Below are 13,106 nucleotides of genomic sequence, written 5' to 3'. Positions count from 1 at the left end.
GCGTAATCAACGGGCGACCGAGGTGGATCTGCATCAGGAATATCCTCATTTATTTGGGCCAGAGCCTGGCGCGTCTGAACCCCCCGGGGATGTGCAGACGGACAGCCCGTTTAAGCTTGACCCGCATTGCGCTGTCAACCGGGACGCTTAGCTATCCGGGCCCTCATACGCTTCCACGATCCGCCCGACGATCGGGTGGCGGACCACGTCGGCGATGCTGAAGCGGGTCACGGCGATGCCTTCAATCCCTTCCAGCCGCGTCACCGCGTCGTTCAGCCCGCTCATCTGCGGACCGCCGGGGATGTCGACCTGCTTGGGATCGCCGCAGATCACCATCCGGCTGTTCTGGCCGAACCGGGTCAGGAACATCTTCATCTGCGCAGGCGTGGTGTTCTGCGCTTCGTCCAGGATCACGAACGCGTCGGCCAGCGTGCGGCCGCGCATGAACGCGATCGGCGCGATTTCAATCTCGCCCGATGCCATCCGGCGTTCCACCTGTTCGGGCGGCATGCAATCATACAGCGCATCGTAGAGCGGGCGGAGATAGGGATCGACCTTCTCCTTCATGTCGCCGGGCAGGAAGCCCAGCCGTTCCCCGGCCTCGACTGCGGGGCGCGACAGGATCAGGCGCTGGACGCTGCCGGTGATCAGCTGGCTGACCGCCTGCGCCACCGCGACATAAGTCTTGCCGGTGCCCGCCGGGCCGAGCGCGAAGATCACGTCGCGGCTGGCCAGCGCGCGCATGTATTCGATCTGCATCGCGCTGCGCGGAACGATGGTTTTCTTGCGGGTGCGGATCACCACCGACGGCGCGTCCTGCCCGCCTGATACGATCCCTTCAAGCGTCGGTTCTGCCGACATCGAAATCAGCGATTCGACTGTGCCGCTGTCCAGCTCATGCCCTTGAATCAGCCGCTGGTGCATCCCCTTCAGCACATCGCGGGCGCGGGCGACGGCGTCTTCCGGGCCTTCGATCTGCACCCGGTTGCCGCGTGCGGAAATATACACGCCCAGCCGGTTTTCGATCAGCACCAGATTGGCATCAAACTGTCCGAACAAGGCGCCCAGGATGGTGGCTTCTTCAAACTCGACCTCTGTCCGGGCGCGCGACGAATGGCTGCGCTGGGGGAAGTCGGAACGGGTATGCGCCGGTTCATGGGCGCGGACAGGTTTGCGGGCCATGCGCTCCTTTCAAACGGGCCGTGGTCAGCCCTGATTCGGAAGATAGGCGCGTTGGGTCCGGGCGCAAGCCGGGGGTGGGCAGGCGATGGTGGATATTTTGGGGTTCAGCCCAGCAACCGCCCCGAAAGCGAGTTCGGCCCGGCCTCTACCAGGTCCACTTCCACCAGCGAGCCGATCTCGGCAGCACCCGTGAAGTGGACCGACTGGAGCCAGGGGGACTTGCCCAGCCATTGGCCCGGATGCTTGCCCTTGCGCTCCACCAGCACGGTGCAGCGCTGGCCCACGCTGCGCTGGTTGAAGGCCAGTTGGTTGCGGTTGAGCGCGGCTTGCAGGCGTTGCAGGCGTTCGTCCATGACCTCTGCCGGGATCTGATCGGCCATCGTCGCGGCGGGGGTGCCGGGGCGGGGCGAATACTTGAAGCTGAAGCACTGGGCATAGCCGACCGCGTCCACCAGCTTCAGCGTTTCTTCAAACTCCGCATCGGTTTCGCCCGGAAAGCCGACGATGAAATCGCCCGACAGCGCAATGTCGGGCCGCACCGCGCGGACCCGGTCCAGCACGCGCAAGTAACTGTCGATCGTGTGGCTGCGGTTCATCGCCTTCAGCACCCGGTCGCTCCCGGCCTGCACGGGCAGGTGCAGGAACGGCATCAGTTTCGGCAAGTCACCATGCGCTGCGATCAGCCCTTCGGTCATGTCGTTGGGGTGGCTGGTGGTATAGCGGATGCGGGCCAGTTCCGGGATGTCCGACAGCGTCTCGATCAGCTTTTCAAGCCCCCGGTTGCTGCCATCGCGCCCGGTGTCCCGCCAGGCGTTGACGTTCTGGCCCAGCAGCGTGATCTCGCGCGCGCCGGCTTCGACCAGCCGCTGCGCTTCGGCCACCAGATCGTTGAACGGGCGGGATATTTCTGCGCCGCGGGTGTAGGGGACAACGCAATAAGTGCAGAACTTGTCGCACCCTTCCTGCACGGTCAGGAAGGCGGTTGGACCAACCTTGCGCCGGGCGGGGAGCGCGCCGAACTTCGTCTCGGCAGGCATGTCGGTATCGACCGCGCGCTTGCCCAGCGTGGCCTGCTCGATCATCGCGGGCAGGCGGTGATAGGCCTGCGGGCCGACCACCATTTTCACGGCGGGAGCGCGGGCCATGATTTCCTCGCCCTCCGCCTGGGCGACGCACCCGGCGACCGCGATCAGCGGGCTGGAGCCATCGTCACGGCCCCAATCCTTCACAATTCGGCCAATGTCGGAATAGACCTTTTCCGCGGCCTTTTCGCGGATGTGGCAGGTGTTCAGCACGACCAGATCGGCGTCCTCGCCCTCAGCCGCGGGGCGAATACCCTGCTGGGCCAGCAATTCTGCCATGCGTTCGCCGTCATAGACGTTCATCTGGCAGCCGAAGCTTTTGACGCGGTAGGTCTGCGGAGGCGGGGTGGTGGACATAAGCGCCGCCCGATACGCCAATCGGCGCGGGTTTTGAAGCGCTATCGCACCAGCGCGGCCAGCATCGCCTCGCGCGCGGCGGCGGCCATCGCCTTGCGGCCCGCCAGTTGCTCCCCCGCCAGCACCGGCAGGAAGCGCAGCGTCAGGTCGACCGGGCGGCGGCGGGCAAGGATGCGCAGGAAATTGTCGAGCCCCGGTTCATCCCCGACCCAGGCCACGCCCCCGGCTTCCGGCCCGTAATCGAGCACGACCGGCTGGACCGCGATGCCATCTGGCAGCGGTTCCAGCGCGGAGAGCAGCGAGGATTTCAGCGGCAACAGGCCGGTGCCATCACTGGTGGTGCCTTCGGGAAACACCGTCAGCGCGCCATTTTCGGACAGCGCGGTGCGCACGGCCCGCACCTGCGCGGCCACGCTTTTGCGGTCATGCCGCGCGACGAACACGGTATCGTTGAGTTCGCACAGCCATTTCAGCAGCGGCACCATCGCCAACCCGTCATGCGCCACAAACGCACTGCCGGTGACCCCGGCGATCGCGGGAATGTCGATCCAGCTGACATGGTTGGCCAGCAGGAACGCGCCGCGATGGACTTTCTCCCCCTCTACGCGCAGCCGCACGCCCGCCAGCCAGGTCACCCCGCCCAGAAATGCGCGCGGCCAGGGGTTGTGCCGGGTGAACAGGTTCCAGCCGTAATACAGCGGCACGCAGACCAGCAGCAGCGCGGCCATGCCCAGGATGCGCAGCGAAATGCGCAGCCAGCCCAGCACGGATACCTGACGCGGCCGGGGCAGCGCGACCGGCATCAGTTCAGGCGTCCCGCTCCAGCCGGACGCCGAACAGTTCCATCCGGTGATCGACCAGCCGGTAGCCCAGTTTTTCCGCGATCTGGCGCTGCAAGGCTTCGAGTTCGGGATCGACGAATTCGATCACCCGGCCGGTTTCCACGTCGATCAGGTGATCGTGGTGCGCTTCGGGCGCGGCTTCATACCGGGCGCGGCCATCGCCGAAATCATGGCGATCGAGAATCCCCGCCTCTTCGAACAGGCGGACCGTGCGATAGACAGTGGCGATCGAAATGCGCGGATCGACGGCCGAGGCGCGTTCGTGCAGCGCCTCGACATCTGGGTGGTCGGTGCTTTCGGACAGCACTTTGGCAATCACCCGGCGCTGATCGGTAATCCGCAGCCCGCGTTCTGCACAAAGTGCTTCGATGTCGATGGCCTGATGCACGATTGATCCGTCAAAAAAGAAACGCCGGGACGATCATAGACCGGCCCGGCGATTCTTCAACTGATACGCGTTATTAAGTGGTGCACCATTCGTATTCGCGATTGGCTGGCCGGGCAGGTGGCCCGGCTGCACCGCCTGAATTACGCCGCTGCCTTGGGCTTGCGTCCGCGCTTTACGCCCGGCTTGCGGCCCAGGCCAATTTTCTTGGCGAGTTCGCGGCGGGTTTCGGCATAATTGGGGGCGACCAGCGGATAATCGGCGGCCAGGTTCCAGCGGGCGCGATAGTCATCCGGGCTCATGCCGTGATGCGTCATCAAATGGCGCTTCAGCATCTTGAGTTCCATGCCGCAATCGAGACACACGATATGCGTGGGCTTGACCGAAGCGCGGATCGAGACGGCCGGCTTGAGCGGTTCAGCCACCGGCGCGGGCGCGGCCTGGCCAAGCTGGGCCAGCGCACCATAGACGTTGGAAATCAGCGTCGGCACGTCTTCAACCGTGACACTGTTGTTGCTGACATGCGCGGCGACGATATCCGACGTCAGCGTGATCAGCGTTTCATTCATATCGGCCTGGATCATTTCCATGGCTTCATCCCTTCGTTTTGGCGACACGTTGTTTTGTTGTCCTGCCGGAAACGAGCACCAGCATTACCGAAGGGCGATTAGCTGCGATTGCCAGTAATACAAGCAAGAATCGACGAGATGGGGCCATTACTGATGAAATTGACTGAAATTCAGTCAAGTTGAGGGATTTTCGCTAATCAATCGCACAAGCAAAGGTGATGGCGTCAATTCTTTCGCCATGAGTCATGCGGTAATAGTTGGGTCGTTCACCCACTGGCAAGAATCCGGCCTGGCGATAGAGTCGCTCAGCCGGATTGCCGCGCCGCATTTCCAGCAACAGCCGGGTTACCCCGCGCTGCCGCGCCGCGCCGGCGAAGCGCGCCAGCAAGGTCTGGCCAAGGCCACGGCCGCGATACTGTGGGGCAATGGCAATCAGCAGCAGTTCTTCTTCGTCAAACGCGGTGCGTGACATGAAAAAGCCCGCTGCCTCCTCCGCCGGTTCCGGTTCGCCGCCGTGCGGGGCGATCAGGCCATAATGACAATTACTTAGCACCAGCGCGTCTTCAACCTGACGGCGATTCCACGCCTCGCCATAGGCGGGATCGAACGCGGTCGCCATCACGGCCATGATCTGGTCCAGATCGTCACCGGGCGGGGTCATGGGATTATGCCGCCGGGCAATCTGGCATCGGGCGCACGGCCATAGTGCAGGCTGACGTCCGGGGTGAAGGCCGCAGGCGGCAGCAGCATCAGGCTCCGTGCATCGGGCCAGAGCGGCAGTGCGGTGCCGGACCCGCGCGCCGCGACCAGCGCCTCGGCCTGGCTGCCGGCCACCAGCTCCGCCCCGCCGCGCGCCGCCGCCGCCGCAGGGGGCAGCGATTGCAGCGGCGCTGTTGCAGTCCCGTCTGCGCCGAAATCCTGGACGAACCATTCGCCGTGGCCGCCGGTGGTGGCAACCGTGACCGGCTGCGCCCCGCGCTCCGCCCGGGCCATGGCTGCGATCAGGGCGGGGGTGGAATAGCCGGACAGTTCTGCCCGCCAGGCCAGCGCCAGCGCCCGCGCGGCGGCCAGACCCACACGCAGGCCGGTAAAACTGCCGGGGCCAAGCGCCACCACGATGCGGGGCGCGCGGCCCTTGTCCGGCAGCGCGGCGATCATCGGCACCAGCAGTTCGGCATGGCCGCGCCCCAGCATCCGCCAGTCACCGGCGATCAGCGTAGCGCCGTCCAGCAGCGCAACCGAACAGGCTTCGGTCGCGCTATCAATCGCCAGAGTCAGCATGGACGGGACCGGACCGGGGGTGTCAGGCGATGCGGTTGAACGTATCGAAATCCGGGCGCGGGCTGCGATCGAAGATCGTGGCGGGATCGCCGTAACCCAGGGTGGAGATCATCACCGACTTGTAGTCCGGCGTTTCGGACAGGAACGCGGCGTCCACTGCATCGTTCGAAAAGCCGGTCATCGGCCCGGTATCCAGCCCGATCGCGCGCGCTGCCATAATGAAATAGGCAGCCTGGAGCGTGGTGTTGATGAAGGCGGAGCGTTCGCGCAGCGCATCGTTGCCGGTGAACCAGCTGCGCGCGTCGGCGTGCGGGAACAGCCAGGGCAGCTGTTCCTGGAACTGCGTGTCCATCGCGATGATCACCGACACCGGGGCCGACATGATCTTGGGCGCGTTGGTCGGCGCGGAGCAGGCGGCGAGCTTTTCCTTGGCTTCGGGCGTGGTGCACCACACCAGCCGCGCGGGCAGCTGGTTGGCCGACGTCGGCGCCATCTTCATCAGATCCCAGATCGCGTGAAGCTGCCCGGTCGACACCGGCTTGTCGTGATAGCCGTTATAGGTGCGGGCAGTGCGGAACAGCTGGTCGAGCGCGGCGTCGGCAATCGGCTGGGACATGAAGGCGGGTTTCCTGTTCAGATAGAAAAGACGGGCGGCGTCAGGCCGCGCGGACTTCGATCACTTCGGGGACGTAATGCTTGAGCAGCGTCTCGATCCCGTTCTTGAGCGTGGCGGTGGATGAAGGACAGCCCGAACAGGCCCCCTGCATCGACAGGTAGACCACCCCTTCACGGAAACCCCGATAGACGATATCGCCGCCGTCATTCGCCACGGCGGGACGCACGCGGGTTTCGATCAGTTCCTTGATCTGCACCACGATATCGGCCTGGGCCGGATCGTCGCCAAAATCATCGTCCTCACCCGGCACGACGATCCCGCTGGCATCGGGTCCGTTGAACAGCGGCGCGGCGGTGATGAAATGATCCAGCAGGATCGCCACGACTTGCGGTTTCAGCGCCGCCCAGTCGGTGCCCTGTCCGGCGGTGACCGACACGAAATCGCGGCCAAAGAACACGCCGGTCACATCGCCCAGATCAAACAGCGCAGTTGCCAGCGGAGAAGCCGCGGCTTCTTCATCATCGCGGAATTCGCGGGTGCCAGCCTGCATCACCGGTTCACCGGGCAGGAACTTCATGGTCGCGGGGTTCGGAGTGGTTTCGGTTTCAATGAACATGCTTGCCCATATGGGCGTGCGCGCGCCGTGGTCAAGCGTGCAGCCCCACTCTCTGCGCGGGCCGGACGGCACGTATGCTCTTGCCGGACATGCTCCGCCGCACCTATGACGCGGTCATGTCGATGATTTTGCGCACCCTTTCCGCCTGTGCCGCGCTGGCGCTGATTGCAACACCCGCCATGACGGCCGCTGCCGCCGCCAGAAAGAAGGCTCCTGCGAAGGCCGCGCCGCTGAAACCCTCAGCGCTGGCGATCGCGCTGCCGCTGAAACTGCTGATCCCTGAACGGCAGCGGCTGTGCGACACCGCCACCGCGACCGGCCTGCGTTACAAGCAGTTGCGCCCCGGCGCGGGCGTCATGCCGACCGATGCCGACCGGGTGCAGGTCCACTATATCGGCTATCTGGCCAAGGACGGTGAGGTGTTCGATCAGGGCCGCGACGTGACGTTTGCGGTCACGCGGGTGATTCCCGGCTTTTCGGACGGACTGAAGCTGATGACGCCGGGCAGTATCTATCGGCTCTGCGTGCCCCACACGCTGGGTTACGGCGAGGATGGCAGCGGGCCGATCCCGCCAGCAGCCGATCTGGTGTTTCAGGTGGAACTCGTCACCGTGAACCCGGCCAAGGCGAAATAGTCGCGCCGCAGACAGGTCTATTCACTGGCCCTTAAACTTGGGGCTGCCTATATCTGCGCCATGCGTTTCAATTCTTGCGCCTCGCGCTCCATTGCCAGCGTTCTTGCGCTGCTCCTGATCGTCCCGTCGGCTGCTTCGGCGCAGACGCAGAACCGGGCCACGCGGACCGCTGCGGCGGCAGATGCCGCCGCCGAAGTGCCGTGGCTCTATCGCGGCAGCGATGTGCCGCAGGACAAGGAATGGAAGTTCGGCGAACTGCCCAACGGCATGCGTTATGTCGTGCGCAGGAACGGCGTGCCGCCGGGGCAGGTTTCGATCCGGATCCGCATGGATGTCGGTTCGTTGCATGAACGCGATGCAGAACGCGGCTATGCCCACTTGCTGGAGCACATGGTCTTCCGTCAGTCGAAATACCTGGGGCAGGGGCAGGCCATTCCCACCTGGCAGCGGCTGGGCGCGACCTTTGGCAGCGATACCAACGCCGAAACGTCACCCATCTCCACGACTTACAAGCTGGACCTGCCGAACATCACCGCCACATCGCTGGAGGAAAGCTTCAAGCTGCTGTCGGGCATGATGATCGCGCCGGTGCTGTCGGAACGCAACGTCCGCACCGAAGTGCCGATCGTGCTGGCCGAAAAGCGCGAACGCGGCGGGACGGGTGCCCGCGTGGCCGAGGCGACCCAGCAGACCCTGTTCGCCGGACAGCGCATGGCAATCCGCTCGGTCATCGGCACCGACGCGACGCTGAAGGCGGCCAATCAGGCCCGCGTCCGCGCGTTCCATGCGCGCTGGTACCGGCCTGAACGCGCGGTGGTGATCGCGGTGGGCGATGCCGATCCGGCGCTGATGGCCAGCCTGATCGAAAAATACTTTGCCGACTGGCCGGTGACCGGTCCGGCGGAACCCGCGCCCGATTTCGGCGATCCGGTTGCGCCTGCCGGTGCGGACCCGGCCAACCCGGTCGGCGAAACCCGCGTGATCGTGGAGCCGGACCTGCCGCGCGGGGTCAACTATGCGGTGATGCGGCCCTGGCGGCCGGTCAAGGACACGATTGTCTATAACCAGGGGATCATGATCGATTCGCTGGCGCAGGCGATCATCAACCGTCGGCTCGAAGCGCGCGCGCGCGGCGGCGGCAGTTTCCTGTTCGCGCAAGTGAACCAGGAAAAGCTCAACCGCTCCACCGATGCGACGTTCGTATCGATCACTCCGCTGACCGAGGACTGGAAGCAGGCGCTGACCGATGTGCGCGCGGTGATCGCCGATGCGATGGCCGCTGCGCCGACCGAGGAGGAAATCGCCCGCGAAGTGGCCGAATTCAGCGTCGCGTTCGAAAGCGGCGTGGAACAGCGCCGCCTGCTGGCCGGGTCGAAGCTGGCCGACGACATGGTCACCGCGCTCGACATCAACGAAACCATCGCCTCACCTGAAACGGTGCAGATGATCTTCCGCCAGTCGGTGCCATTGTTCACCCCGCAGGCGATACTGGACCACACCCGCAAGCTGTTCACCGGGACGGTGATCCGCTCCACCCTGCTGACCCCCAAGGCGGGTGAGGCCGATGCCGCTGCGCTCAAGCTGGTGCTGGCCGCGCCGGTCGCCGCCGATGGCATGGCGCGGCTGGACAGCAAGCCGATTTCGTTCGCCGACCTGCCGCCGCTGGGCGATCCGGGCGCGATCAAAACGGATGTCGCGACCGGCGTGCTGGGGATCGATCAGGTCGAATTCGCCAACGGGGTGAAGGCGCTGCTGTGGCCGTCGACCGATGAACCGGGACGGCTGACGGTCAAGGTCCGCTGGGGCGCAGGCTACCGCGCGTTCAACCCGGCCGATGCGGCGTATATCGCGCTGGGCGACATGGCGCTGGTCGGCTCCGGGCAGGGCACGCTGGGGCAGGAACAGCTCGACCGGATTTCGACCGGGCGCAAGATGGGCTTCGATTTCGAGATCAAGGACAGCGCGTTCCAGTTTGCTGCCGATACGCGGCCCGCGGACCTGACCGACCAGCTGTACCTGTTCGCCGCGCGCTTTGCCCAGCCGCGCTGGGATGCCGCGCCGGTGCTGCGCGCCAAGGCCGCCGCGCGGCTGCAATACGAAAGCTATGCCGCCAGCCCGCAAGGGGTGTGGCAGCGCGATGGCCGCTCGCTCCAGCGCGGGGGCGATGCGCGCTTTCGCGTGCCGACCCCGGCCGAGGTAGAGGCGGCGACGCCCGACGGTTTCCGTCAGGTCTGGCAGCCGATGCTGGAACAGGGGCCAATCGAAATCCAGCTGTTCGGCGATTTCGACCGGAATGAAGCCCTGGCCGCCCTGCAAAAGACGTTCGGCGCATTGCCGACCCGCGCACCATTGCCCGGCAACCTGCAACCACCGCGCTTTGCGCAGCTGCCTGCATCGGCCACCCCGGTCACGCTGACCCATCGCGGCGATCCGACGCAGGCGGCGGCGTTTGTCACCTGGCCGACCGGCGGCGGGATGGCCGGCATCACCGAAAGCCGCAAGCTGGAGATTCTGGCCAACCTGTTCCAGAACCGGCTGATGCAGGCGATGCGCGAAAAGCTGGGCGCGGCTTATGCCCCGCAGGTCAGCAATTCGTGGCCGGAAGACCTCGACAGCGGCGGCGGGCTGATGGCGCTGGCGCAATTGCAGCCCAAGGCGGTGCCGGTGTTCTTCCAGACGGCGGACGAAATCGCCGCCCAGCTGATCGCCCGCCCCGCGACGGCGGATGAACTGGAACGCGTGACCGAACCGTTGCGCCAGCAGATCACCCGCGCCAGCACCAGCAGCGCGTTCTTCATGTATCAGCTGGAAGGCGCGACCGCTGACCCGCGCAAGCTGGGTGCGATCCGCTCGATCCTGCCCGATTACACCCGCACCACGCCCGCCGAAATGCAGGCGCTGGCGCGCAAGTATCTGGTGAAGGGCAAAACATGGCGCGTGGCAATCGTGCCGGAAGCCAGGCCTGCCACTGCCGGAGGACGGGGAACCGCGACCGAGGGACGCTAGCCAACCCGCACTTTTGTTGCGTGATTGCCGTCATCGGCTTTTCGACTTTTGCAATTCGCCGAGTGCGCCGCTATGGCGCGCGCTCTTGAAGGAGCAATAGACGTGGCAAGCAACTGGAATCCGAGCAGCTGGACAACGCAGGAAGCGCGGCATCTGCCGTCCTATCCCGATGCGGATGGCCTCAAGCGGGTAACCGATACGCTCACCACGTTTCCCCCGCTGGTGTTCGCGGGCGAAGCCCGCGCGCTGAAGGCCGATCTGGCGCAAGTAGCGGCGGGCAAGGGTTTCCTGCTGCAGGGCGGCGACTGCGCCGAGAGCTTTGCGGAGTTCCACCCGAACAATATCCGCGATACGTTCCGCGTGCTGCTGCAGATGGCGGTGGTGATGACCTTCGCCAGCAAGCAGCCGGTGGTGAAGGTTGGCCGCATGGCGGGGCAGTTCGCCAAGCCGCGCTCCTCGCCAGTCGAAGTGCAGGACGGTATCGAACTGCCCAGCTATCTGGGTGACAACATCAACGGGATCGATTTCAGCCCGCAATCGCGCATTCCGGATCCGCAGCGTCTGCTTCAGGCCTATAGCCAGTCCGCCGCAACGCTGAACCTGCTGCGCGCGTTCTCGACCGGCGGCTATGCCAACTTGCGGCAGGTCCACCAGTGGACGCTCGATTTCATGGACCGCAGCCCGTGGTCGGCGAAGTTTGCCGAAACGGCGGACCGGATCGGCGAAGCGCTGGACTTCATGCAGGCATGCGGGATTGACCCGATGACCGTGCCGCAGTTGCAGGGCACCAGCTTCTACACCAGCCACGAGGCGCTGCACCTGACTTATGAGCAGGCGATGACGCGGCAGGATTCGCTGACCGGTGACTGGTATGACACCAGCGCACACATGCTGTGGATCGGCGACCGGACCAGGTTTGAAGGATCGGCGCACGTTGAATTCCTGCGCGGCGTCGGCAACCCGCTGGGCATGAAGTGCGGGCCGAGCATGACGCCGGATGAGCTGATCCGCCAGCTGGACCTGCTCAACCCGGCGCGCGAAGCAGGCCGCATGACGCTGATCAGCCGGTTCGGCGATGACAAGGTCGAAGCCGGTCTGGCTCCGCTGGTCCGCGCGGTGAAGCAGGAAGGGCACCCCGTGGTGTGGAGCTGCGATCCGATGCACGGCAACGTGATCAAGGCCGACAGCGGCTTCAAGACCCGCCCGTTCGACCGCATCCTGCGCGAAGTGCAGGGCTTCTTCGCGGTCCACCGCGCCGAAGGCACCCACGCAGGCGGCATCCACATCGAAATGACCGGACAGGACGTGACCGAATGTGTCGGCGGCGGGATCGCGATCAGCGATTCCGGGCTGGCGGACCGCTATCACACCCACTGCGACCCGCGCCTCAACGCGGCGCAGTCGATCGAACTGGCGTTCATGCTGGCCGAAATGCTCAACCTCGAAGCGGTCGACCGCGCACAGCGCGCGGCATGATCGTTCCCTTGGCCACCAAGCCCGTCCGTGCTGAGCTTGTCGAAGCACTGACTTTGCTTTCGCGGCGTCAGGCATGGTCGCAAGTGCAAGGGCGGCCCTTCGACAGGCTCAGGGCGGCCGGGTTTGGGGCAAAGCGTAGTGCCGCTCCGGGCGAAGGGTTGCTCGCATGATCGCGCGCGAACTGCTTGGCACGGCCCAGGTTCCCGGCGGCGAGGAGCTGCGGCTGTTCGCCCACGGGCGCGATTTCATGATCGTGCTGGGGCATAACGAGCTGATGAGCACGCGGATGCGCGGCTCGGAAGAAGCGCTGGCGACGATGACGCTGGACCGGCTGGCCGGGGTAAGCGCCCCGCGCCTGCTGATCGGCGGCTATGGCATGGGCTTTACCTTGCGCGCGGCGCTGGCCGGGATCGGGCCGAAGGGCCATGTGACCGTGGCCGAACTGGTGCCCGAAATCATCGACTGGGCACGCGGGCCGATGGCGGAAGTCGCCGCAGGCTGCCTTGATGACCCGCGCGTGACGCTGCGGATGGATGACGTGGCCGACGCGATGCTGCTCGCGCCCGAACCGCTCGATGCGATCCTGCTCGATGTGGACAATGGCCCTGACGGACTGGTCCGGGCCGAAAACAACCGGATCTATTCCAAATCCGGCCTCCACAACGCCCGCCGCGCGCTCGCCCCCGGCGGCGTTCTGGCGATCTGGTCCGCCGCGCCCGATCCGAAGTTCAAGCGCCGCATGGAAGACGTGGGCTTCGAAGTCGAAGAAGTCGAAGTGCGCGCCCGCGTGGACAAGAACGGCAAGGGCAAAGGCCCGCGCCATGTGATCTGGTTCGCGCAGGTTTAAGGCGCTTTTCGCCAAACCATCGTCATGCTGAACTCGTTTCAGCATCCATCGGGCCGCAGGCGCGGTTGCCAGACATGAGGCGCAACCTGCGCAGCAATTGCGACCGCACAGCCTGCGGATAGCTGGACCCTGAACCAAGTTCAGGGTTTAGGGCAGAAACCACCCACCGTTCGTGTCGAGCGAAGTCGAGACACGTTTGCGCGGCGTGTCTC

13 protein-coding genes are annotated in these 13,106 nt (G+C 65.3%); 4 read left to right on the top strand and 9 right to left on the bottom strand.

The window, feature by feature from the left end; translation table 11 throughout:
- Positions 1–147: 147 nt before the first annotated feature.
- From Q8Q53_RS08640 to Q8Q53_RS08600, 9 genes are all read right to left on the bottom strand, one after another.
- Positions 148–1,182, bottom strand: a complete 1,035-nt coding sequence (locus Q8Q53_RS08640) for a PhoH family protein (protein ID WP_305701364.1) — start codon at positions 1,180–1,182, stop codon at positions 148–150.
- Positions 1,183–1,286: 104 nt separating this feature from the next.
- Positions 1,287–2,621: a tRNA (N6-isopentenyl adenosine(37)-C2)-methylthiotransferase MiaB gene (gene miaB, locus Q8Q53_RS08635; RefSeq protein ID WP_305701363.1), complete on the bottom strand. Its 1,335-nt coding sequence runs from the start codon at positions 2,619–2,621 to the stop codon at positions 1,287–1,289.
- Positions 2,622–2,662: 41 nt separating this feature from the next.
- Positions 2,663–3,424 (bottom strand): 1-acyl-sn-glycerol-3-phosphate acyltransferase, encoded by a 762-nt coding sequence (locus tag Q8Q53_RS08630; protein WP_305701362.1) that lies wholly within the window; start codon positions 3,422–3,424, stop codon positions 2,663–2,665.
- 4 nt (positions 3,425–3,428) lie between these two features.
- Complete coding sequence (locus Q8Q53_RS08625) at positions 3,429–3,851, bottom strand: Fur family transcriptional regulator (protein ID WP_305701361.1); 423 nt, start codon at positions 3,849–3,851, stop codon at positions 3,429–3,431.
- A gap of 140 nt (positions 3,852–3,991) precedes the next feature.
- Entirely contained in the window at positions 3,992–4,438 is a 447-nt protein-coding gene (locus Q8Q53_RS08620; protein ID WP_305701360.1) for a MucR family transcriptional regulator, read from the bottom strand.
- A gap of 172 nt (positions 4,439–4,610) precedes the next feature.
- Entirely contained in the window at positions 4,611–5,078 is a 468-nt protein-coding gene (locus tag Q8Q53_RS08615; protein ID WP_305701359.1) for a GNAT family N-acetyltransferase, read from the bottom strand.
- Positions 5,075–5,698 carry a tRNA (adenosine(37)-N6)-threonylcarbamoyltransferase complex dimerization subunit type 1 TsaB gene (gene tsaB / locus Q8Q53_RS08610; protein ID WP_305701358.1) on the bottom strand — a complete coding sequence of 208 codons (624 nt, stop codon included), beginning with the start codon at positions 5,696–5,698 and terminating at the stop codon, positions 5,075–5,077. The genes Q8Q53_RS08615 and tsaB overlap by 4 nt, the downstream gene beginning before the upstream one ends.
- A gap of 22 nt (positions 5,699–5,720) precedes the next feature.
- Positions 5,721–6,314, bottom strand: coding sequence for a malonic semialdehyde reductase (locus tag Q8Q53_RS08605; protein ID WP_305701357.1), 594 nt, complete (start codon positions 6,312–6,314; stop codon positions 5,721–5,723).
- Between the two features lie 40 nt (positions 6,315–6,354).
- A complete protein-coding gene (locus Q8Q53_RS08600) occupies positions 6,355–6,930 on the bottom strand; it encodes a NifU family protein (protein WP_305701356.1) in 576 nt (191 codons plus the stop codon).
- Between the two features lie 116 nt (positions 6,931–7,046).
- Between Q8Q53_RS08600 and Q8Q53_RS08595 the strand changes: the two genes are divergently transcribed.
- From Q8Q53_RS08595 to Q8Q53_RS08580, 4 genes are all read left to right on the top strand, one after another.
- The gene (locus tag Q8Q53_RS08595; RefSeq protein ID WP_305701355.1) at positions 7,047–7,565 is read left to right on the top strand and encodes an FKBP-type peptidyl-prolyl cis-trans isomerase; all 519 of its coding nucleotides are present in this window, start codon (positions 7,047–7,049) and stop codon (positions 7,563–7,565) included.
- A 60-nt stretch (positions 7,566–7,625) separates the two neighbouring features.
- The gene (locus Q8Q53_RS08590; RefSeq protein ID WP_305701354.1) at positions 7,626–10,571 is read left to right on the top strand and encodes a pitrilysin family protein; all 2,946 of its coding nucleotides are present in this window, start codon (positions 7,626–7,628) and stop codon (positions 10,569–10,571) included.
- A gap of 102 nt (positions 10,572–10,673) precedes the next feature.
- The gene (locus Q8Q53_RS08585) at positions 10,674–12,047 is read left to right on the top strand and encodes a class II 3-deoxy-7-phosphoheptulonate synthase (RefSeq protein WP_305701353.1); all 1,374 of its coding nucleotides are present in this window, start codon (positions 10,674–10,676) and stop codon (positions 12,045–12,047) included.
- Positions 12,048–12,213: 166 nt separating this feature from the next.
- Entirely contained in the window at positions 12,214–12,894 is a 681-nt protein-coding gene (locus tag Q8Q53_RS08580; RefSeq protein ID WP_305701352.1) for a spermidine synthase, read from the top strand.
- The last annotated feature ends 212 nt before the right edge of the window (positions 12,895–13,106 follow it).

The sequence above is a fragment of the Novosphingobium sp. genome, from assembly GCF_030699305.1.
Taxonomy (GTDB): domain Bacteria; phylum Pseudomonadota; class Alphaproteobacteria; order Sphingomonadales; family Sphingomonadaceae; genus Novosphingobium.
Note: the sequence above shows the minus strand (reverse complement) of the source record. Positions and strands in the feature narration are given on the sequence as shown.

Bases quoted from the DNA above. Each gene is read 5' to 3' on its own strand.
- miaB (WP_305701363.1), bottom strand. From the start codon at position 2,621: ATGTCCACCACCCCGCCTCCGCAGACCTACCGCGTCAAAAGCTTCGGC.
- Q8Q53_RS08580 (WP_305701352.1), top strand. From the start codon at position 12,214: ATGATCGCGCGCGAACTGCTTGGCACGGCCCAGGTTCCCGGCGGCGAG.
- Q8Q53_RS08640 (WP_305701364.1), bottom strand. From the start codon at position 1,182: ATGGCCCGCAAACCTGTCCGCGCCCATGAACCGGCGCATACCCGTTCC.
- Q8Q53_RS08630 (WP_305701362.1), bottom strand. From the start codon at position 3,424: ATGCCGGTCGCGCTGCCCCGGCCGCGTCAGGTATCCGTGCTGGGCTGG.
- Q8Q53_RS08605 (WP_305701357.1), bottom strand. From the start codon at position 6,314: ATGTCCCAGCCGATTGCCGACGCCGCGCTCGACCAGCTGTTCCGCACT.
- Q8Q53_RS08615 (WP_305701359.1), bottom strand. From the start codon at position 5,078: ATGACCCCGCCCGGTGACGATCTGGACCAGATCATGGCCGTGATGGCG.
- Q8Q53_RS08620 (WP_305701360.1), bottom strand. From the start codon at position 4,438: ATGGAAATGATCCAGGCCGATATGAATGAAACGCTGATCACGCTGACG.
- Q8Q53_RS08600 (WP_305701356.1), bottom strand. From the start codon at position 6,930: ATGTTCATTGAAACCGAAACCACTCCGAACCCCGCGACCATGAAGTTC.
- Q8Q53_RS08595 (WP_305701355.1), top strand. From the start codon at position 7,047: ATGTCGATGATTTTGCGCACCCTTTCCGCCTGTGCCGCGCTGGCGCTG.
- tsaB (WP_305701358.1), bottom strand. From the start codon at position 5,698: ATGCTGACTCTGGCGATTGATAGCGCGACCGAAGCCTGTTCGGTTGCG.
- Q8Q53_RS08590 (WP_305701354.1), top strand. From the start codon at position 7,626: ATGCGTTTCAATTCTTGCGCCTCGCGCTCCATTGCCAGCGTTCTTGCG.